The sequence below is a fragment of the Paenibacillus sp. NPDC056933 genome (assembly GCF_042674385.1).
GTDB lineage: Bacteria > Bacillota > Bacilli > Paenibacillales > Paenibacillaceae > Paenibacillus.
Genome location: NZ_JBHUQN010000001.1, coordinates 3,205,877 through 3,226,272 on the forward strand (window position 1 = coordinate 3,205,877; position 20,396 = coordinate 3,226,272).

At 45.9% G+C, this 20,396-nt stretch carries 19 protein-coding genes; 13 read left to right on the forward strand and 6 right to left on the reverse strand.

The features are described from left to right. Nucleotides 1-296: 296 nt before the first annotated feature. The 4 genes from ACFTRD_RS14200 to ACFTRD_RS14215 all read left to right on the forward strand — a co-directional run bounded on the left by ACFTRD_RS14200 (nucleotide 297) and on the right by ACFTRD_RS14215 (nucleotide 3,801). The gene (locus ACFTRD_RS14200) at nucleotides 297-701 is read left to right on the forward strand and encodes a RidA family protein (protein ID WP_379380787.1); all 405 of its coding nucleotides are present in this window, start codon (nucleotides 297-299) and stop codon (nucleotides 699-701) included. Between the two features lie 18 nt (nucleotides 702-719). Next, a complete protein-coding gene (locus ACFTRD_RS14205; protein ID WP_379380789.1) occupies nucleotides 720-2,219 on the forward strand; it encodes a monooxygenase in 1,500 nt (499 codons plus the stop codon). Between the two features lie 631 nt (nucleotides 2,220-2,850). Beyond that, a complete protein-coding gene (locus ACFTRD_RS14210; protein ID WP_379380791.1) occupies nucleotides 2,851-3,183 on the forward strand; it encodes a MarR family transcriptional regulator in 333 nt (110 codons plus the stop codon). Nucleotides 3,184-3,345: 162 nt separating this feature from the next. After that, the gene (locus tag ACFTRD_RS14215) at nucleotides 3,346-3,801 is read left to right on the forward strand and encodes a DinB family protein (protein WP_379380793.1); all 456 of its coding nucleotides are present in this window, start codon (nucleotides 3,346-3,348) and stop codon (nucleotides 3,799-3,801) included. A 97-nt stretch (nucleotides 3,802-3,898) separates the two neighbouring features. Here ACFTRD_RS14215 and ACFTRD_RS14220 read toward each other — a convergent pair whose 3' ends face one another. Then, nucleotides 3,899-4,453 (reverse strand): stalk domain-containing protein, encoded by a 555-nt coding sequence (locus ACFTRD_RS14220; protein ID WP_379380795.1) that lies wholly within the window; start codon nucleotides 4,451-4,453, stop codon nucleotides 3,899-3,901. 198 nt (nucleotides 4,454-4,651) lie between these two features. Here ACFTRD_RS14220 and ACFTRD_RS14225 point away from each other — a divergent pair, with 198 nt between their 5' ends. The 7 genes from ACFTRD_RS14225 (at nucleotide 4,652) to ACFTRD_RS14255 (ending at nucleotide 12,194) form a co-directional block, all read left to right on the forward strand. Continuing rightward, a complete protein-coding gene (locus ACFTRD_RS14225; RefSeq protein WP_379380797.1) occupies nucleotides 4,652-5,095 on the forward strand; it encodes a GNAT family N-acetyltransferase in 444 nt (147 codons plus the stop codon). 128 nt (nucleotides 5,096-5,223) lie between these two features. Next, complete coding sequence (rarD, locus tag ACFTRD_RS14230) at nucleotides 5,224-6,102, forward strand: EamA family transporter RarD (protein WP_379380799.1); 879 nt, start codon at nucleotides 5,224-5,226, stop codon at nucleotides 6,100-6,102. 217 nt (nucleotides 6,103-6,319) lie between these two features. Continuing rightward, the gene (locus ACFTRD_RS14235; protein ID WP_379380801.1) at nucleotides 6,320-6,622 is read left to right on the forward strand and encodes an AbrB/MazE/SpoVT family DNA-binding domain-containing protein; all 303 of its coding nucleotides are present in this window, start codon (nucleotides 6,320-6,322) and stop codon (nucleotides 6,620-6,622) included. Next, nucleotides 6,619-6,954 (forward strand): type II toxin-antitoxin system PemK/MazF family toxin, encoded by a 336-nt coding sequence (locus ACFTRD_RS14240; protein ID WP_379380803.1) that lies wholly within the window; start codon nucleotides 6,619-6,621, stop codon nucleotides 6,952-6,954. Before ACFTRD_RS14235 ends, ACFTRD_RS14240 begins: the two co-directional genes overlap by 4 nt. A gap of 296 nt (nucleotides 6,955-7,250) precedes the next feature. Beyond that, nucleotides 7,251-10,421 carry a GNAT family N-acetyltransferase gene (locus tag ACFTRD_RS14245; protein WP_379380805.1) on the forward strand — a complete coding sequence of 1,057 codons (3,171 nt, stop codon included), beginning with the start codon at nucleotides 7,251-7,253 and terminating at the stop codon, nucleotides 10,419-10,421. Next, entirely contained in the window at nucleotides 10,408-11,286 is an 879-nt protein-coding gene (locus tag ACFTRD_RS14250; protein ID WP_379380807.1) for an amidohydrolase family protein, read from the forward strand. The genes ACFTRD_RS14245 and ACFTRD_RS14250 overlap by 14 nt, the downstream gene beginning before the upstream one ends. A 293-nt stretch (nucleotides 11,287-11,579) precedes the next feature. Then, nucleotides 11,580-12,194 (forward strand): TetR/AcrR family transcriptional regulator, encoded by a 615-nt coding sequence (locus ACFTRD_RS14255; RefSeq protein WP_379380809.1) that lies wholly within the window; start codon nucleotides 11,580-11,582, stop codon nucleotides 12,192-12,194. Between the two features lie 303 nt (nucleotides 12,195-12,497). Here the strand turns inward: ACFTRD_RS14255 and ACFTRD_RS14260 are convergent, their stop codons facing one another. From ACFTRD_RS14260 to ACFTRD_RS14275, 4 genes are all read right to left on the reverse strand, one after another. Then, nucleotides 12,498-13,445: an alpha/beta hydrolase family protein gene (locus ACFTRD_RS14260; RefSeq protein ID WP_379380811.1), complete on the reverse strand. Its 948-nt coding sequence runs from the start codon at nucleotides 13,443-13,445 to the stop codon at nucleotides 12,498-12,500. 199 nt (nucleotides 13,446-13,644) lie between these two features. Continuing rightward, nucleotides 13,645-14,565, reverse strand: coding sequence for an alpha/beta hydrolase family protein (locus tag ACFTRD_RS14265; RefSeq protein WP_379380813.1), 921 nt, complete (start codon nucleotides 14,563-14,565; stop codon nucleotides 13,645-13,647). Nucleotides 14,566-14,825: 260 nt separating this feature from the next. Next, a complete protein-coding gene (locus ACFTRD_RS14270) occupies nucleotides 14,826-15,782 on the reverse strand; it encodes a phosphotransferase family protein (RefSeq protein ID WP_379380815.1) in 957 nt (318 codons plus the stop codon). Nucleotides 15,783-15,829: 47 nt separating this feature from the next. Beyond that, nucleotides 15,830-16,846 (reverse strand): hypothetical protein, encoded by a 1,017-nt coding sequence (locus ACFTRD_RS14275; RefSeq protein ID WP_379380817.1) that lies wholly within the window; start codon nucleotides 16,844-16,846, stop codon nucleotides 15,830-15,832. 256 nt (nucleotides 16,847-17,102) lie between these two features. Here ACFTRD_RS14275 and ACFTRD_RS14280 point away from each other — a divergent pair, with 256 nt between their 5' ends. Next, nucleotides 17,103-19,157: a methyl-accepting chemotaxis protein gene (locus tag ACFTRD_RS14280; RefSeq protein WP_379380819.1), complete on the forward strand. Its 2,055-nt coding sequence runs from the start codon at nucleotides 17,103-17,105 to the stop codon at nucleotides 19,155-19,157. 263 nt (nucleotides 19,158-19,420) lie between these two features. After that, on the forward strand, nucleotides 19,421-19,894 hold the full coding sequence (locus ACFTRD_RS14285) for a hypothetical protein (RefSeq protein WP_379380821.1): 474 nt from the start codon (nucleotides 19,421-19,423) through the stop codon (nucleotides 19,892-19,894). Nucleotides 19,895-19,956: 62 nt separating this feature from the next. Here ACFTRD_RS14285 and ACFTRD_RS14290 read toward each other — a convergent pair whose 3' ends face one another. Then, on the reverse strand, nucleotides 19,957-20,295 hold the full coding sequence (locus ACFTRD_RS14290; RefSeq protein WP_090903798.1) for a winged helix-turn-helix domain-containing protein: 339 nt from the start codon (nucleotides 20,293-20,295) through the stop codon (nucleotides 19,957-19,959). Between the last annotated feature and the right edge of the window lie 101 nt (nucleotides 20,296-20,396).

Genomic DNA, 20,396 nt, shown 5'->3' on the forward strand with positions numbered 1-20,396 from the left:
GCCAACCAGCGAGTAAATGTGAAGTAGCCTAAGAGAAGTGTTTAAAAGAATGAATCCATTCCAAGTCGCTTTTCAGCGGCTTATTTGTTTCTAGTTCTTACCTCATGTCGAGGGCTTCGAACGCAAGTCAAAGCGAAAAGACTACTTCATAGGGCTTGTATTATTGTTTTCATAAAAACAATTTATAAAGTTTATATTGTTTTTATTTAATATTGATGATACTATAAATTTGTTTTATACAAAACAATATACAGTTTTTGTTTTGAACAAAACAATAAATGAGGAGGAAGATGATCATGAAAAGAATAAATCCGAGTACCCTCACACAAACAGTGACGAATCTCATTTCACAAATCGTCATTACACCCGCTTCTCCGTTAGCTTTTATTTCCGGACAAGTTGCGTTAAACGAAAAAGGCGAGCTGATCGGAAAGGGTGACTATCTGCTCCAGGCCAAGCAAGTCTTTGCCAATCTGAAATTAGCTTTGGAGGCAATCGATACTGAAGCGAAAAGTATTGTTCAAATGAGGATTTATGTCGTAAACCATAAGCCTGAGTTGGTTGATTCGATCTTTAAAGCCGGATTTGAAGTTTTCGGCGACGGATGGCCCAAAACGGCTAGTACCTTTATAGGTGTTCAGGCGCTTGCCTTTGAGGAATGGTTAATTGAAGTGGAAGCAATTGCATCGATTTCCAACTAAGAGAGGAGAAATATAAAAATGAATTATGATGTGATTATCATCGGCGGGGGACCTGTCGGCATGATGTTGGCAGGGGAACTCGCGTTGGCGGACGTCAAGGTTTGTATTTTGGAGAAATTACAAGATACCACCCCATACTCTAGAGCACTTAGCATCCATCCTCGTACATTAGAAATTCTGGACTTGCGCGGTTTAAAAACGGAATTGTTGAAGATCGGTAAACCGCTGCCGACCGGGCATTTTGCAGGCTTGGAAACTCGGTTGGACTTTTCGGTCATTGACTCTTCCTCCAATTATTCATTGTTTATCGCCCAATCGGAAACCGAAAAGGTACTGGAGCGCAGAGCCAGAGAATTAGGTGCAGAAATACGGCGAGGAACGGAAGTATCGTCCATCTCCCCAAATTCAGATTATGTAGAAGTGATAGCCACTGGAACTGAAGGCGAAATGACATTAACAGCAGCATATGTGGTTGGTGCAGACGGAGCCGGAAGTATTGTACGTAAACAGGCGAACATTTCCTTTAACGGAACGGATGTAACACTTACTTCGGTCCAAGGCGATGTTGTGCTTAAACGCCCGCCTGCAACGAGTGTCGTTTCCAGCTTTGACGAGAACGGAATGATCATGATCGTTCCTGTGTCTAAAGAGTTGCATCGTGTAGTTTTTATCGATCCGGATCGAAAATCTATTCCTAAGGATACACCGGTCACGCTGGAGGAACTACGCTCGGGAATGCTCCGCATGTTAGGGGACGACTATGGGATTTCAGATCCGTACTGGATGACTCGCTTTGGCAATGCTACCCGACAAGCTGACCGCTACAGGGAGGGAAGAATATTCCTTGCAGGGGATGCTGCTCATATTCATTTCCCTGCCGGAGGTCAAGGTATGAATGTGGGACTGCAAGAGGCCATGAATCTCGGGTGGAAATTGGCAGCGGAAGTGAAAGGATGGGCACCAGAAGGGTTGCTCGATAGTTACCATGAAGAGCGTTTTCCCGTCAATTCAGCATTGCTTAGGAATACACGTGTACAAACGCTGCTATTTGGTACTGATTTTTCATCGGCTACGATGGATCTGCGGAGATTGATATCCAACTTATTGGAAATTCCGGAAGCAAACTACCGCTTAGCGAGTCAAATTGCAGCCGTGGATGTTGGCTATAAAGTGCTAGATACAGTTTCTGCACATCCGTTAAATGGTCGCAGGCTTGCAGAGATCAAACTGCGCAAGGAAAACGGCTATATCTTCAGCAGTTACGAACTTTTCCGGGAAGGCAAATATGTATTGGTGAATCTCGTTAATGATCATCTCGTGGAAGGCATCATTCGTCGTCTGCCGGATCAGCATTTCACATTTGTTAGCGCGACGTTGGCGGAACCAGCTCTTGAATGGAACAATGTGCACACAGCAATGATACGTCCGGATGGATATATCGCATGGGCAATTTCCGATCAAGAAAGTGAATTGGAACAATGCATTGTGGAAGGTATTAAGAGTATCAGCAAAGAGTAACTTTTTTTAATATTATTGTTTCGATAGAAACAATAAGAATGCCCGGAAGCCTCGAATTCATCGCTTTCCGGGCTTTCTTATTGGGAGGGAGCGTAATTTCTTTCTTTGGTGTGTTGTTAGTACTTACAAATGGTTCTCTGTCTGAATTGAAATTGATAACCAAAGGGGATCTATACCTCTTCATCGCAACTGCTCTCGGGTCATTATACGGAATTCTTGGTAAAAAATACGGAATCAAGGCATATCTCAAATTGGGGCCAATAAAACCTCATTATTTTTCAATCTCGTTCCACTTTTGACGATGGCGATATCTGCTTTATTGGGAGAAAATATAGGGATGCGCAGTGTATTGGGGCTCTTATGACTATTTCGGGATATTTTGGTCCACGAGGTCCAAAGTATAAGCGCCTCAAATATTTTTTTGCGAAACAATCATGTATAATGAGGAAAGATACGTGAATAGAGGAGACCAAAGAAAATGCAGCCAATGGATCTTTCTAAACAATGGATTTTTAAAAGCTTTATCCATCTTATGAGTCAACAGGACATAAGGGAAAGCAAGTTATCCGTCCGAATGAGTGAGGAAATACATAAATTCGAAAAGGAATTTGGCGAAAAGGGGAATTTGACCTTGTCGGAGATTCACCTCATCGCATGTATCGGAGATTTCTCACCGATTAATGTCACCTCCATTTCAGAAAAAACCGGATTAACCAAAGGGTCCATCACGAGAATTAGCAAAAAACTTCTAAAACTGGCGTTAATCAAAAGACAGCAGATTAATGACAATAAAAAAGAAGTCTATTATAGTTTGACTTCGAAAGGCCGAAACATTTATGTTATCCATCATCGAATCCATCAGGAAATTGAAGAGCGATTCATGAATTTTTTGGATAAGTATACTGCGGATGAACTTGTTTTTGCGAGTAAGTTCATCCAGGATTTAACGGAGTGGGACTATTAAAGGATGAATGCTCTGAACCATCCAATATAAATGCACCATGTAGAGCTGCTAAGCTAGCAGCATTGTTTTTTATTTTATCGGGCGAAATTCTCTTTTCATTGATGAAACTTAAGGGAGACAGTAAGTTCAAATAAGCGATGAGACGAAGAGGGGGAAACCGAAATGAAGACGATCAAGTGCATGATGGACCACCTGTACTGGGCAGACGGACGTATCTTGGACGCGCTCGAAGAGAGTGGGACGAAGAACAAGGACCTTCTGAAGCTGGTTCGGCATGTTGCGGTAGCGGAACGAGTCTGGCTGTCCCGATTGCAGGGCAAGGGCAGCGCGCAATATTCGTTGTGGGAGGAAGCGGAAGACCTGACGGCGATCCGGACAATGTTCGAAGAAAACGCCGAACAATATCGCGTCTATATCGAAGGGCTCGAGGAATCCAAGCTGGACGAGATGATCGACTATGCGAATCAGAGCGGGGTTCCATTCCGAACATCCGTCCGGGACATCCTGTTGCAGGTTCTCTTACATGGGCAATATCACCGGGGACAGATCAATCGGGCACTTCGGATCGAATCGGCAGAGCCTGTCCAAGTCGATTACATCACATTCGCGAGGCTCTAACGTGCAAGATAGTGTGGCATAGATAGGTTTCTTAATAAGAGGAAAAGAAACCTATCCTGGGGATAACCGAAAGAGGATTAGAAAATATAGGTTTTAATTAATCATTAAACTCAACAAACACATGCATATACTTATCTAATCCTGGAAGACCGGTCGTTTCTTTGATATCCAAAAATTTAAGTTTTTCTTCCCAGTCCACTCTTTCTTGGTCGGACTCATCAGCAGCTACTTCAAAAATATATGTTAGAACAAAGGCATCGATATTCGAGACTCCGTTTTTCAATTGTACCCAATCTTGCGGAAGAGCTACTTGGTTCTTACCCACTGCGATGCTCTTACCAGAGAAATTTAGAATCAATTCCTGTTCTTGATTTTTAATTGTAGTCAGTTTGTTCTTTCCATCCCATTTAATTGTTGCTCCGGATGCTTTAAAGACATCCTTCACTGGAACATAAATGGAGTTATACGTCGTTGTAGTCAACTTGTGGTCCTTTGTGATATTTAGTTCTATCTTTTTTAATGAAGGATTATACACATTCGCCGCACGTTCCTTAAAAGGTAGATCCAACAAGGATTGATCCAAAGCAGATGCAACGGATCCTACACCCACAACTAAACTTAACATCAACAATAGAGAAACTAATCGCTTCATCTTGATTCCTCCTTAAGTAATTGTTATTCACGTAACATCAACGTTACAAGACGGGGAAAAGTTTCCTTTAAGATCCAATTTTATGAACGATGATATACCTTTTTTTCGTTACAAAAATTATCCGTTCAATTAACGGGCAGGATAGCTTTATCAATTATCGAATCCTTTAACGAATATTTCTAATAAAGGGGGGGAGGCATGGAAATTAAGATACGAGAAATTGTAGCGAATGATTATACTGATGTTGTTTTTTTATGGAACGATGTGCTTGAGATTCGTAATCTTAATGATGAAAACTTTCGAGTTACTACTGAAAAAATGAATGAAGACGGGAATTACAAAACATTTGTTGCATTATTTGAAAATGATGTGGTTGGTTTTGTAACTGTAGTTCAGGCATTATCCGTAGGGGGTTCGATTGGTTATTTACATATACAAGCTCTTGCCGTTAAAAAAGAATTTCAGCATCGTGGGGTAGGTACAAAACTATTAAGACACACTGAGAATTATGCTAAAGAAATCGGAATATCAAGCATTATTTTATGCAGCGGATTCAAGCGAACCGACGCTCATGCTTTTTATGAGCATAATGGTTATGACAAGGATTCATACTGCTTTGATAAGAGTATTAGCCTGGACTAGTAAGTAATAATTAAATCAAACTAATTTTGAATATATAATAGTTTAGAAACTATTTTTCCTTTACTTGAGAGGAGATCGAGACGTATAATCCGTTCAGACACCAGAGTAAGAAGAGGGGAAAAATGATTATGAACAACGGGTTGATCAACGCTATTATCGCGTATATTATGTGGGGGGTTCTCCCGCTTTATTGGAAGTTGTTTAGTGAAGTGCCGGCAGGCGAGATTCTGTCGCATCGGGTTGTTTGGTCATTCGTTTTCATGGGCATTCTCGTCGCCGCCCAGCGCCGCTGGGGGGATATAAAACGGATTGCGACCAACCGTTCGCTTCTGTTGTCGCTCGCCGCGAGCGGACTGTTGATTGCTGCCAATTGGCTCATCTTCATCTGGGCAGTTAACAACGGCCATGTTGTGGAGACAAGTCTCGGCTATTATTTGAATCCGTTGTTGAACGTGCTGTTAGCGGTCGTTTTCTTACGTGAGAAGCCAAACCGCGGCCAATGGCTCGCGATTGCCATCGCTGGTGCAGCGGTGCTTATCATTGCGATTGACTATGGACGGTTTCCGTGGGTCGCGATCTCTCTGGCCGCGTCATTTGGCTTGTACGGCCTGGCGAAAAAGAAGATCAAGCAAGACGCTTCTATAGGCTTATTTTCGGAGACGGCTGTAGTCCTGCCCGTTGCGCTCGGATATTGGATCTATTTGGCCGTTGTGGGGAAAACGACGGCATGGACGCTGCCTGCACCGACGTTCATCGAACTGCTTCTTTCCGGCGTAGTTACGGCGCTGCCACTGCTCTTTTTTGCGCGAGCAGCCGCCCGGATGTCGCTGTCAACGCTCGGCTTCGTTCAATACATCGGGCCGACGATCATGCTGTTACTGAGCATATTCGTATTCAAGGAATCGGTCTCGCCGGTTCTGCTCGTTGGCTTTGCGCTCATCTGGACAGCGCTCGTTGTATACGCTACAGCATCGATTCGCGGCACGAAACTCGCGAAGGCGAGCTGATGGCAGAGGACCTGGGTATCATCATAACGGCTCTTTCCGTCCGATAGGGCGGAAAGAGCCGTTTTTCGTTTGTAGTGTTATCTGGTGTACCTGAGCACACTACATTGAATGTGACTAACCCTCTTTACAATCAGTATTTTACGGTAGAATACAATGTATCCTTTTATTGTTTTATGTATATCATATGGATATACAATTATGGAGAGGTGAGTTATAATTGGAGCAACAATCAAACGAAAGGCGTGGGATTGCCATGACTACAGCCACACTGAGCAAATGGGGAAATAGCAGTGCAATTCGCATTCCTAACCAATTGCTTAAACGTCTTAATCTGGAGGAAGGCTCGGAAATTGAGATTTTGGTGACAGCAGATAATGAATTGTTGTTGCGTCCAAAAACCAAGCCTGTAGAGTCCAATGAGGAACTGCGTAACCATCTAAAGACTTTGCTCTCTAAAGTGAAACAGGATACAAGACATGAAGAAATAGACTTTGGCACGGAAGGGAACGAGTTACTTTGATTATTCCCAAGCGAGGCGATCTGATATGGCTTGACTTTGATCCTCAAGCGGGTCATGAGCAAGCCGGGAGACGACCGGCTATTGTTCTATCGGAACATGAATTCAATGAAGTAACAGGTTTTGCCGTTGTATGTCCCATAACGAGCCAAGCCAAGGATTATCCTTTTGAAGTTACACTACCAGAAGACCTGCCATTTTCAGGTGTTGTTCTGACGGATCAGTTGAAGAGTCTTGATGTGCGGCAACGACGTATTCAAATTGCGGGGCATGCCGAACCAACCTCTGAATTTATGAAATCAGTTCTACGCAATGTCCGTTCTATTTTGGCATAATTGAAGATTATTAGCTGATCGTGTACCTAAATCCACGTCTTACTCAGAGACGTGGATTTTTTGCTTTCATACCTAATAGACTTTTCCACTCTTGACCCTTCAAACAAGAGCGTGCATTAGGCGCTTTTGATGAAAGAAAGATTTTTAATCCTCTGAAAATGTTTCCAGATATAGTATGATAAGACTACCGCTAGCTTCTTCAAACATGGCCTGATTTATCTCAGCGGCGATCGGGCAAAGGCCATATCGAATGATCACGAAGACCATCCTATAGATAAAGATAAGGAGATCAAAATATGACAATAACTTCGATTATTGAACAAATCCGTATTATTGAATACGATCCCTCCTACGCTGCTGCGCTCGCTGATATGTGGAATCGCAGCAATGAAAGTTGGGGAGGCGGCACCAACCAGAGAACGGAGGATACCGTTCGCCGAGAGATGGAGAGTTCGTCCAATCTTCATGTATTTCTCGCTGTTCATGAGAATGAGGTTGTTGGTTTCTGCAGTTTCGCCCACTACCGCTTTGACGAGGGTGCCTTATATGTACCGCTATTGAATGTTCGCCCCGATTATCATGGTTATAAAGTAGGACGTAATCTGATCCTGAACGCCGTTCGCAAGACCGTGGAAGCGGGGTGGCCCCGCCTGGATCTGTACACATGGGCGGGCAATACGAAGGCTGTGCCGATGTACAAGAAATGTGGGTTCTTCTGGGAGAAAAAAGATGATAACGTGCACCTCATGAACTTCATCCCGACGATCTTGCAGACCGAAGCACTCGCTCCTTATTTTGAGGAGCTGGATTGGTATGCAGACAGCACGCGTGAACTCGTCATCGAGCCGGATGGCCGACGGGAGCGAGGTTTCGATTTCTTTGACTATACCTGGAGCAAGGGAGATATCTCCCTGCGAGCTGAATTCGAAAAGTCGGGTCGCGGTCTGACGGCTCTCGAAACACCAGATTACGAAATTTCCACAGAGATTGACGATCATGATCTCGTATTTGGTTCCGCATACAAGGTTCGCTATCGAATCAAGAACCGCTCAGCATATGAGCTGGCGTTTGAGATCAAGGGCCAGAACAACAAAAATATTCGTTTTGCGCTGGACGCTGCACGAGTGGTTGCTCCGGGAGAAACGGTAATTGTGGAGGGCGACTTTCACCTTGATCCGGTTACAGAGGAGCAGAGCCAGAATAAGACCCACCCCGTGGTCACCAGCACATGGCTGATCGGTGGCAGGAAAGCCGAGTTCCGTGTGGGCGTCGCCCCGAAATTCCCGGCCAAGATCAATGCGGCGTTGCCCGTGAAGGAGCTCTATACAGGTAGCCCGGCCGAGCTGTACCTGAACGTGGAAAATAATTTTGATGCCGAAGCGGAGTTCGCTTTTGACCTGCCGGAGGATGAATTCCTGGAGTGGGCAGAACGCTCGGTACGCTTCACGGTTCCTGCAAAAGGAAAAGCATCTGTGTCGGTGTCCTTCACCTTGCAGTCGTATGGTCTCTATTCGCGAGAAGTAGAGGTGACAGCTGTTCCGGCAGACAGGCAGGCGGTCTCTTTCACAACCAAGCTGTCTGTTCTCATGAAGGGAACGGAGGGCCGTTATGGTGGGGAGAACGGGGAACAGTGGGTGGCCGTGAACGGCGCATTCTCCCTTCATATGAGTAAGCAAGATAACAACATGTGGATTGAATACCCTGGTTCACAGCACACGTTTTGGTGGACCTATCCGAAGCTGGGTAAGCCATTTGCAGAAGAGTTTTCCAAGAAACAAGCCAAAGAAGTGAACATCTATCCCGAAGGGGAACATCAGGTTCTCGAAGCTCTCTACGAATCGGAAGACTTCCTTGGTTTGCAGATCAAGTCCGTGGTCAAGCTGTCTGCAAATGGGATCGCTGAATTCCACCACGAAATTGAAAATACTCGCAGCGCAGAGCTGGAAGAGAACATGTTTCTAATGACCAGCTTCGGGTTCTACGGTAATCGACTAATTCTCCCGTACCAAGGTCGATATGTGGACATGGGCGACGCTTACGCTGGTGATCCGGGCCATTGGGATAGCGACCAAATCACGGAGAACTGGCTGTTCTGTAATGAAGCGTACGGTTCATGCGGTATCTACTGGGATCCTTCGCTGAAGCTGCTGCGTCCAGAATACACCCTGGGGTTGGAGCATGAGCTTGGCCGAATTCCGGCAGGAGCCGTTGTGCGGACGAAGGCGACCGTATTTGCCTTGAACACCTTTGCCAAGTGGCAGGATTTCCGATCTTTCGCCCGAAAACAGCGGAGTCCGGTTGTACCGACCCTGGACAACCATCTTGAACTGGCACTTAGTGGCGGCAATCCGTTTGTTTCAGACGTACTCACAGCGGAATTGATCGAACGAAAAATGGTTCCGCTCGCCGGAAATCTGGAACTATATGTGCAGAATGGTGGCGCACCTGAGCACTTAGCGGCTGATATGGAATTACACCGAGAGGATGACCTGCGCTCTGCTCAGTTGGAATTCTCCCCTGAGGAAAAGGTTGCGACAGAAGAAAGCGAATTCGGCTGGAAGGTTCGGGCTGTTTATCGAGGTGAGGATCGTGTTCAGGAACGGACCGCCCTCTGGTATCCGCAGACGGGAGCAACCGTTGATCGGGTAATTGAAGAAGGTCCGGCAGGCCCCGTTTACATGGTGAGCAATGGAGTTCTCTCAATGGCAGCTGCACCCGGCTTCGGAAGTGTCGTGCATTCCTTGAAGCACCAGGGCGAGGAATGGCTGGACAGTTCGTACCCGGAAGCAGCACCCCGTTCCTGGTGGAATCCATGGTACGGTGGACTTGGTGTGGGTATCCCCGGTATGAACGGTTTCAGCCGTCAGCTGGAGCAGAGAAGCGCGGCTTGGACGGAGCAAAAGGATAATCATGGTAACATCTGGAAAGGAATTCAGATCACAACCCGCATCGAGAAGCATGAAGCGAATCGGGGAATTACGGTACACCAGCATTACCTCATGCTGCCCGGCGTACCTGTACTCTGTGAATTGCATTCGGTGACCAACGAAAGCGGCTTGGCACTGACGGATTACTCGCTAACGGAAGATCATTTCTTCAAGCCTTCGTCTGTCTTTGCTGATAGTTGGCTCGAACACCCCGAGCAAGGACGGTTCCCTCTGGGGAAGGTGGACGCGGGTCTTCAATTGAAGAGGCTCTTGCGTGTAGGGGCGGTTTCGCGTAAGAACATGCTGCATGCAGTGGATGGATATCCAAACCAGAACGCTTCGGTATTTGGGAACAACCAGGTACTTGGTCACAGCGTACATCAGCATCTGCCTATTCCGAATGGGGATACGGTCTGGATGAAGCCGACCTATCTGATCTTGGGACAAATCCCCCTGAGTCCAGAGGATGTCCATGACCTTTTGAAGCTAACCTTTGCAACTTCTACCGACGAAAAGGAGGCTTCACATGCCGATCATTGATATTCATATTCATTTGTCGGACATCGACAGCTTTCATCGAACGGCGATCGATTTATCGAAAGTGGATTACTCTGCCGCTGGCCTCAAAGCGGAGTTTGATAAGAATGACGTTATTCTTGGCATCGGAATGGGGGTTACGGAGCAGACGAAGGGAGCATTCCCGGATTCGAGCTCACCCAATCCGATGGGACTCGATTTGGAAGCGACGGTTCCGTCATTCCTCATGGAATGCGTCGGCATTAACCCAAACCACCTTGGTGGTGAACATGCTCAGGACGAGCTGGACCGAATTGAAGCTCGACTGCAAGCGCCTGAGGTAGCCGGAATTAAATTATATGCGGGGTACTATCATCACTACGTGTATGACAAGATCTACACACCGGTCTATGAACTGGCAGCCAAGTATAACGTGCCGGTGGTCATTCATACAGGGGATACGTACTCCATGAATGGGTTGCTCAAGTATGCACATCCGCTGACTGTGGACGAATTAGCCTTTCAACAGCGCGGCGTGAACTTTATGATCTGTCATTTGGGTGATCCCTGGGTGATGGATGCCGCTGAAGTGGTGGCGAAGAATCCTAACGTTTACGCAGATTTGTCCGGTCTTGTTGTCGGAGATCGACCCCATTTCGAACGGTTTATGAACGAACCCCTGTTCATGGATCATTTCCGCCGGGCCTTGGTATATTCGGATCATTACGAGAAAATGCTGTTTGGAACCGACTGGCCGCTTGCGCCAATTGATCTGTATGCAGAATTCGTCCGCCGACTTGTGCCGGAGCAGCATCATGAGAAGGTATTCTACGAGAATGCCTTTGGATTATTTCCACGCATTGGGAAGCGGATCGCGGAGCTGGGTTAAGGAAAAGATCCAAAAAATGATCGATAAGCATATCAATGCTCTGGATGCGATGTTCGCTCTGAATCATCTATCAAGTTGCTTCTGCCACTTTGTGCTGGCAGGAGCTTTTTTATGATGGATGTTTTTTTCGTATTTTCGGAAAATATGGTTGAAGCCAATCTCCTTTCACAAAGGTTTATAATCGGACATACGGTTGAGTCATATGGGTGTTAATAGTATAATTCGGGGTAATCGGTAATGGATGAATTCTGTGAATATAAATTGAGGATTAAATTGATGGGGGGAACTAATGGATGAAAGACAAAACGGAAAACCCCAGTGAAGGCTTGGAACCTCGCGACCACACAGATCGACCCGTGCGCGCCGACGCACAGCGCAACATCAATGCTCTGCTTCAGTCCGCAATGACGGTGTTCGCGACCTCGGGAGTGGATGCTCCAGTGCGGGAGATTGCGGAGAAGGCAGGTGTAGGTGTTGGCACCCTGTATCGCCATTTTCCACAGCGCTCGGATCTGATCGAAGCCGTATTCCGGCAGGAAGTCGATGCCTGTGCAGATGCGGCGGAGAAGCTGTCTACCCAGTATGAACCCGGTGAGGCCTTGGCGCGATGGATGCAGCGATACGTGGACTTCATAGCGGCCAAGCGTGGACTCGCGGCGGCTCTGCATTCGGGCAACCCGGCATATGAAACCCTGCCTGCTTACTTTGATAAGCGGCTGAATCCTGCGCTGCGAACCTTGCTTGATACTGCTGCTGCTGCTGGTGAGGTGCGTGCTGATGTTGAACCGGATGAATTGCTACGAGCAGTAGCGAGTCTCTCTGCGGCGGGACATAAGGGCAATGCCATGCAGGCTCGGCAGATGGTTGCTCTGCTCGTAGATGGACTGCGTTATCGTGCGACTCTGTAAGCGAGTGACTGCTGTTGATATTTAAGATTTCAATGCTATCCAGCCATTTGCCCAGTAAAAATAAAGCTTGCGAATCTTCCGATGAATCGAGCTTACTTTCCAGGCTTGCAAGTCTTGTAAGGATTGCAGAGAATAAAAAAACGACAGCAGTAACGGGTCAAGTTCCTGCTGCCATAACAAGATATATACGATTAAACAGGGGGGCCATACAGATGGCCCCTCTTTCTTTTATCGGAGGAATATTTTGATCATGATGATATCACCGCTGCCAAGTTGATACGATCCATCAGTCAATCAGTTTCCTTATTTGGTTTCAATACGACCGATCGGGTTGTCGTTCCCTGCCAAAGCCATACATGCTGAATCCCATGCGGAATCTTCTGGATAGAGTTCAGTACGGAGATAAGCCCAAGTGAGTTTCTGAACCGCAGCTACCCGTTCAAGGTTCTCATCGGTTGTCTCGGCGACATCGTAGCCGGACACTCCACCGAGTCCGTGCTCTGCGCCGAACAGAGTGAGCAGGGACTTGGAGCCGGGGGAAAGGAAATACGGATCGGTGTGCCAATCTGCGCCCATAACCGTCAGATGACGGGAGTTGTCCTTGTCCCCGGCAACAACGAGCGCAGGTGTTTTCATTTCAGAGAAATCGGTAGTAGAGAAAAAGGAATAATTCTCGATCGTGAATTCACTGAGTGCATCGCCGCCTCTGCCGGGCGCCGCAAGTAGTACGCCCGCCTTGATCCGGGGCTCGGCCAAGTTCACTTCTGTTCCGTCGTGAGGATCGGTGAGTCGCGCTCCTAGCAGCAGGCTTATCGTATGTCCGCCCATGGAGTGGCCAGCTGCGGCGACTCTACCCCGGTCGAGGCGTCCGAGAAGCTGCGGAACAGTGGACTCGATTGTGTCTAGCTGATCAAGGATATGTGTCATATCCTGAGCCCGGGATCGCCAGTATAGCGGCGCCTCGGGATGATCTGAACCGAGGTTCAGCGTTCTCGAACTCAGATGGGTCGGCTGGATTACGACGAATCCATGTGCTGCCCAGAAGTTGGCGAGTGGAGCATATCCGTTCAGTGAGGAGAGATGATTGGATGGACCGTGCCCATGCGAGAGAAGGATGATCGGAAGTTCGCTTCCGGTCGCCGGTGCGGTGACCCGCATTTCCAGGTCTACAGCACGGCCGGGAACTGAAAGTACTACCGGACTGAACGAAAGGACTGGAGCAGGCGTGCTGATTTTGATTTCTATACTCATAGTATCTCCTTTTTTACATTTATTTGTGTGTTCCATGTGGCTTTCACATACTTCGAGCCATACTCCTAAGCATTCCGAAATGAATATGATCCCGGCTTGAACTATTCATTCTGATCTATAATCTGATCGTCAATGTATTGTTAAATGATGTGTAATTAAGCTTTATTATAATTGTCAGGTCGATGGGATCACCAATGCCTTATTTGGACTCGATACGTCCAAGCGGACTGTCGCTCTCTTCCAGAGCTGAAAGAGCTGCCGGCCAGCTGGAATTGTCGAGGGCGAGCGCGTTGCGAAGGTAAGCCCACGAGAGCCGCTGGATCAGGGCGACTCGTTCGGGGTACTCGTCCGTCGTTTCCGTGACGCTGTACCCGGAGATTCCGCCAAGCGAGTGCTCTGCCCCGAAGAGGGTGAGCAGGCTTTTGCTGCCCGGGCTCAGGAAGTACGGGTCGGTGAACCAGTCCGGCCCCCGAGTGGACAGTGGGGATTGGTCATGGTCCCCCGCGACCACGAGGGTCGGCGTGCTCATGTCTGCGAAGCTCGGGTTCATGAAGGGGAAATGCTCAGCTGCGAACGGACTAAGATCAGCTCCACCCTTGCCAGTCGTGGCAAGCAACACGCCCGCCTTGATGCGAGAGTCGGACATGTCCTCTCCCGGTTCGCCGTGGGCATCAAGGACTCGGGCGCCAAGCAGCATGCCCACCGTCTGGCCGCCGAAGGAGTGTCCTGCTGCAGCGATGCGGCTGCGATCAAGACGCCCACTGAGGCCGGGAACGGAAGCTTCAATGAGATCAAGCTGGTCAAGGATGCGCTTCATGTCTTCGACCCGGAAACGCCAGATCAATGGTGTACGGGGATCTTCAGGAGGAAGGTTGAGCGTCCTTGAGTCGAGATGGGTGGGTTGAATGACCACGAAGCCTTGAGCAGCCCAGAAGTCGACCAACGGGCCGTAGCCGTCCAACGACCCACCAAAGCCGTGGGAGAAAAGAATAATAGGCAATTCGCGCCCAATCTCGGGCGCAGACACTCGCACTTGCAAATCCTCATCACGGCCCGGGGCTGATAGCACTACCGGTTTCACCGAGACGACTGGAGTGGGCGCATTAACCTTAACTACCATAATAATAATACTCTCCTTTTTTCATCAATTTGTGACTAGCGCCGCCTTGTATGCTAAAGATGAATATAAGCGGAACGTTGTTCCGATTATATATGGAACAACGTTCCGTTTGCAATATTTTTTTTCAATTAACACCTGTTAAATTTGAAAAAGGACATGCTAAAAGAGGTAATGGAGGTTTATCATAGAGGAAATAAACCACACATTACCTGAGGGAAAACAGCGAATACAGCTTATGCCTGACCCGGAATGAGGAGGGTTCAGGAGAACAAAGGTTGAGTTACCATCTTCATGTATTTTTTTAAGTCGTCTTTTGCATATGGGTGCTGTTCCCAGACACCAAGGTTCCAACTCATATAACGGATGCCCAGATAACGGGACGCCAGGGAGAAATACTTTTCGAATTGGCCTTGTGGAATATTATATCCATGGGAACTTAGAGCCTCCCGATAAATCTCTACTTGTCTCAAGTGGCTACAGCGCAGAGGAATATCAAAGAACAGGGAACCATACCTTGCTTCCTCCCAATCGATAAAATAGACATCCTCATTGTTGTGTACCAATACATTGCCGGGGTTCAGATCATTATGGATCATCGTATGTGTATGTTCATCCCTCATCAGAACTTCAAGATCATCTACGATGCTACTTGCAACAGCTTCAATTTTCGATATGGTCGGTAATCCAAATTCCTCAATGAATGCCAGGCTTTCAATGGCGGCGTTCCACGAAGGTCTCCAACGTTTTTCCATCATATCGATGATGTGATTTCGATCCACAGTGGGTATCCAGGGCAGTTCTTTTTTCGAACCCATATTCATTCCATGTATGTAAGCCAGCGCTCGTAATTCTTTATTCTGAAGCAGATCTATATCGAGATGGTTATAATCAGTTTGGTAGTCCACATCCTGAATGCAGATCAAGCTGCGATCTTCAGTATGAGGTTCATTTGATAGACTAAAGGGCACATTGACTCCCTGTGAAAATAATCTGGACAAGGTAGTGCGTTCAATGAATGTGGCCTTCTTCGTAATGAGAGAAATGTCCTTTTTCTCTCCATTAGACAGGAATTCAATATGATGTCGAAGCAACTCCACGGCCTGAGATCCCATACCGATAGGGTTACTCTCAATACTTAGTATTTGAGCATCTGAGGATACATACTGATTCATTGCTTGTTGTATTAATTCTTGTACTGTGATAGATCCCATTCTCATTTGTTATCTCCTTTCTGCCTATTGGTAAGAACCTAATTACGGATTGATTATGGATTCGATAGAAGCATAAAATTATTAATGAATCCCTCTTTTTGAAGAAATACCTCTTCGAATTCTTGCGTTTTCAAATTATAGTAATAGATTCCCCGTTCATGTTTGATGTTTGCATCTACATACTCCCCAAGGAAATAAAAACCTTGTCCATCTTTGGATAAGCACAATTCGCTGCTGGCCTTTATAGGAAGGGGAATATTCGTTCTTTCGCCTGTTCTGATATTCACCATACTGTATTCAATGGGATGCTTATTGATGTGTTTTGCCGTGGCAATCATGATCTGATCTGCACGTGCGGACAGAGTTAAGATTTGTTCCTCATCCAGTTCAATGACCTTACGGGTCTGCATGGAAATAGGATCTATCTCAATAATGCTATGGTTTGGAGGAACCATCGGTGTTTGCGCCTTATTGGACTGCTCCATATGAATATATTGCTCTTCTTCGGAATATTGGATGGCATAGGTTTTGCTCGTTTCCGGGTTAAAAGAAATATCCCATGTAGTTGTATCCGAATCCTCGTCATTCAAGATGTTCATTTCATGCGTGTTCTTATCAAAGAAAATGACTTTGACAGGACGTTCTCCCTTTTTAACAGCTGCCATAACCAATGTATGATCAACGGTATCCGGAATAATTGAATTAATTGCAAATAAGCCTGAGCTTAATTGTTGAATCGTTTGTGTCTGAATATCATAGGAAAACAACTCGTCACCCTTATCTTTTCCTGCTCCTGAATAATAGATGGTGTCATTTGCTAAGGAAGCTACAGTTAAGGGATATTGAGAGTTATAAGGCAAATCAGCTAGTTTAACTAGAGCCTTCATTTGGATATCGTATGTGTATGCTCTCATGATCATACCATCATCGGTATCTGTTCCATTAACATATTCCGTGTTTGTAATTGAAAGATATTCATGTGTTTCTTCTCCTGAACTGCACCCCGCAATGAAGAGAAGTAAAGTCATTACGACTGCAATAAATGGGTAGGGTAAAACCTTTCTTTTCATTGACTTTTCACCCTTTTCACTAAAAGAAACGATAGATTAATTCAAGAAAATTATACCTTTATTTTACAAATTGAGTAAAGAAAAAATATTAATAGTTACCTATAGTTTTATTTTTAAATAGATGAATATGAGTTTAAAAAAAACATTTTTCAGGGCAAACGTTTTTTCTGCTGAACAATTGATTGATATCTACCGATATAAAGTTAACCCATACAATATTGGACACAATCAAGGATGAAAGAGAAGGTGGATTCATTTGGTAATCGCGAAGGCGAGAGAGCGCATGATCAACATGTCGTTCAGAGTCAAATTACCGCTAATGATCAGTTTGCTGGTAACGATTGTATTGGCAGTAACTGCCGTATTATCTTACAGCGTGGCGGCAGTCATTACGCTCGACAAAAGCAAGGATGAGATTAAAGCAATCTCTGACCGGATTGGTGCGGGCTTGTTCACCTCACTCACGTTGGAAGAACAATCGACGTTTCTGATTACGAAGCATCGAACATTCCAGGATTTACTGGAGATTCGGAATACAGAAGGGCAGAGTGAAACATTTTTCTCGGAAAATAGTGAACTCGTGGACAAGGCTAACAAAATTTTAGCAGACAGCCTGGCAGGGATGAAGGGCAACAGCGTTCTTATTCTGCTGGACCGAAAGGGTACCATTGTCGCAGCGAACAATCCTGAAATACTCGGTGAGGAACGCGCCAGCCGTACGTATTTCCAACAGGCACTGCAAGGGCAGAACATCATCAGCGAAGGTGTGATCTCTGAATCTTTGGGAACACTGGGGACCGTCTCTGCAATGCCGATCTATAATGACAACAAGGAAGTGGAAGGCGTGCTCGCATCTACGGCCTCGACCTCATTCTTCGTTAACCAGCTTCAGAACATCAACATTAATGAAGAGGGGAAAGTCATTATTCTGGACCGTGTGGGTACAGTGATGTTCAATTCGGCGGATGAGAAGATGGCGGGGCAGAAGCTTGAGTCTGGTGAATATCAGTCACTGATTGATCTGCCTTCTAACGAGCAGTTGCAACAAGGCGATGTTAGCACAAAGGATAAAGTCGTCTTTTACTCCAAAATTCCAAGATCGGATTGGACCATCATTGTTGAAGATAAGTTAAGTGATGTACGGAAGCCCTTGCTTGCCATGGCCAATAAAATGTATATTGTGCTCTTCAGCGCGATTGCAGTGTCTGTCATCGCAGGAATACTGATCTCACTACTGGTTACCAAACCAATTACGAGACTGACGTCTTTGTTCAGACAGCTTGCAGACGGGGATCTGACCGTACAAGCTACGGGCAAATATAGCGGAGAATTCAAACAACTGGTGGACAGCTTTAACACGATGGCTGCGGGCAACCAACAGCTGATTTCCAGTATGAACCATTCCATCAGCGTGCTGAAAACAAGTACAACCGAACTGGATCACTCTACCCAGCAGACCTCGACTTCCATTACCGAAACAACGACAACGGCGTTTGAAATTTCACGAGCCATGGAGTCTCAGGCCAATGATACGGAAGCTATCGTGGATAAATTCATGAATGTGGGCGATAAAATCGAGAACGTCAATGAGATGTCACAGTCGGTGAAGCTCAAGGCAGATGAGATCACGGATGCTTTCAAGAGCAACCACGCGGTCATTGATGCGCTGATTGCGGTGAACGGGCAGAACGAGGCCGAAGTGAACAATATTTCCAAGATTACAGTGCAACTCGCTGAAAGTTCCTCCGGTATTCACCAAATTACGGGTACGATAACCGAGATTGCGAATCAGACAAAGCTGCTTGCGCTCAATGCTTCCATCGAAGCGGCAAGGGCGGGCGAGCATGGACGTGGCTTCGCCGTAGTTGCATCGGAGATTCGCAAACTGGCGGAGCAGACCACAGCCCAATCGGAGGATATCAACCGGATTGTGATGCAGACGATTGATCATGTCGAGCAGAATAACCGGAGTGTACAAGCCATTGAGGCGATTGCTGAACAGCATAAGAGCAGTGTGAGCCAGACCAAGGAGACATTCAATTTTGTCACCCAAAATATGAATGAGATGATGAATCAGGTTCAGGCCATTGCCTCCGAGATTGAATCCATCGAACGCGATAAGGATGACGTCATTGGAGCTGCACAGAACTTGTCTGCTTCAGGTGAAGAAGTGTCTGCATCCGTGGAGGAAGTAACCGCGACGATGGAGGAACAGTCAGGCATGACCGAGCATCTGTCAGAGATGGTACAGACCATCGATGGGTTGACCAAACAGCTTGCTGAAGCATCTTCCCGGTTCAAAACAAAGTAAATAAGCGCCATGATGTCATTTGACAAGATCGGATGTTAAAACCGTAACGATTTTGGTTCGTTTGAACCAGCATACATCTGAACCTCCAAGCCTGTTTAGTTAAGGGCGAGGAGGTTTTATTTTTTTTATAAAATAGAGACCCAATGACATCAATAGGAAAAATTATTATGGGAAAAGTGAGGTTAACAACGAAACATTTACTGTTATATCTACGTCTGAATAGGAAAGTATTGTAAATTTAGAGTGAGAAGGTGGGGAACTTGATGCAAACAAGAAGAAAAGTATTCATTGGCTTCATCGCTTGTCTCTTATTCATTCCTACAGTAGCCTCAGCTCAAGAAGCTCAACTGAGGGCACCCGTGGTCAAAGTAGTGAAAGTGAAAAAAAACTGCCCTTCAACTAAGGTGAAAAGTGAGAAACAAAAAGAAGATGGAGATAGAACCGTGAAAGACATAGTGATCCTTGAACCACTTCAAACGCTCATAGACGAATATAAACTGAATAAAACAGAAGAAAAGATCGAAGTGAGTATTATGCTTAGATATGATCTGAACATCTCCAAACAAAACTTTTTGAAAACGAAATTCTCTGCGTTTAAGGACGCTGTCACCGACAGGGAGGGATTCGGAGGATACAGTTTTTTTGCCAAGTTGACGATTACCGAAATAGAGGAAGTGAGTAAATGGGATGCAATCTCTACCATTTCACTCCCATCGGACACGGTGTCCATCTATTAATTAGGTTGAGAAGCCCTTATTACGCTGATTCTAGGGAGATTTGGCGGAGTTAAGGGCTTCTTTTATGATTTTTCAGAACTATAGGAGCGCAGCATATATCCAGTTCCTCTGACAGAGATAATAAATCGAGGCTTTCTTGGATGGTCCTCAATTTTTTTACGAACTCGGTTTATGTATACATAGAGCAGATGAAGATCTATATTTTCCTCTGAGAGCCACATGAACTTATAAATCGAAAGCAAGGGGACTGTTTCATCAAGGTTATAAGCGAGACGTTGGAGGAGACGGAGTTCTAGTCTGGAAAGGGAGAAAGGAAGACCGTTTTTCATGAGAATAGATTGATCGATATCAATATAACAGTGATTATCAAGGATTATGGGTTTGGTCGATAAAATATCCATTGTTCACCTCGTTGTAATATATAAACATTATTTTCCATAAGTGTATTATAAATGATAGGTTTTGGATTGGAAAGACCTTGTTTGACGAATTTTAGGGAGAG

Excerpts from the sequence above, each read along its gene's own strand:
- ACFTRD_RS14200 (WP_379380787.1), top strand. The coding sequence starts at position 297 with ATGAAAAGAATAAATCCGAGTACCCTCACACAAACAGTGACGAATCTC.
- ACFTRD_RS14205 (WP_379380789.1), top strand. The coding sequence starts at position 720 with ATGAATTATGATGTGATTATCATCGGCGGGGGACCTGTCGGCATGATG.
- ACFTRD_RS14215 (WP_379380793.1), top strand. The coding sequence starts at position 3,346 with ATGAAGACGATCAAGTGCATGATGGACCACCTGTACTGGGCAGACGGA.
- ACFTRD_RS14220 (WP_379380795.1), bottom strand. The coding sequence starts at position 4,453 with ATGAAGCGATTAGTTTCTCTATTGTTGATGTTAAGTTTAGTTGTGGGT.
- ACFTRD_RS14225 (WP_379380797.1), top strand. The coding sequence starts at position 4,652 with ATGGAAATTAAGATACGAGAAATTGTAGCGAATGATTATACTGATGTT.
- rarD (WP_379380799.1), top strand. The coding sequence starts at position 5,224 with ATGAACAACGGGTTGATCAACGCTATTATCGCGTATATTATGTGGGGG.
- ACFTRD_RS14245 (WP_379380805.1), top strand. The coding sequence starts at position 7,251 with ATGACAATAACTTCGATTATTGAACAAATCCGTATTATTGAATACGAT.
- ACFTRD_RS14250 (WP_379380807.1), top strand. The coding sequence starts at position 10,408 with ATGCCGATCATTGATATTCATATTCATTTGTCGGACATCGACAGCTTT.
- ACFTRD_RS14255 (WP_379380809.1), top strand. The coding sequence starts at position 11,580 with ATGAAAGACAAAACGGAAAACCCCAGTGAAGGCTTGGAACCTCGCGAC.
- ACFTRD_RS14260 (WP_379380811.1), bottom strand. The coding sequence starts at position 13,445 with ATGAGTATAGAAATCAAAATCAGCACGCCTGCTCCAGTCCTTTCGTTC.
- ACFTRD_RS14265 (WP_379380813.1), bottom strand. The coding sequence starts at position 14,565 with ATGGTAGTTAAGGTTAATGCGCCCACTCCAGTCGTCTCGGTGAAACCG.
- ACFTRD_RS14270 (WP_379380815.1), bottom strand. The coding sequence starts at position 15,782 with ATGAGAATGGGATCTATCACAGTACAAGAATTAATACAACAAGCAATG.
- ACFTRD_RS14275 (WP_379380817.1), bottom strand. The coding sequence starts at position 16,846 with ATGAAAAGAAAGGTTTTACCCTACCCATTTATTGCAGTCGTAATGACT.
- ACFTRD_RS14285 (WP_379380821.1), top strand. The coding sequence starts at position 19,421 with ATGCAAACAAGAAGAAAAGTATTCATTGGCTTCATCGCTTGTCTCTTA.
- ACFTRD_RS14290 (WP_090903798.1), bottom strand. The coding sequence starts at position 20,295 with ATGGATATTTTATCGACCAAACCCATAATCCTTGATAATCACTGTTAT.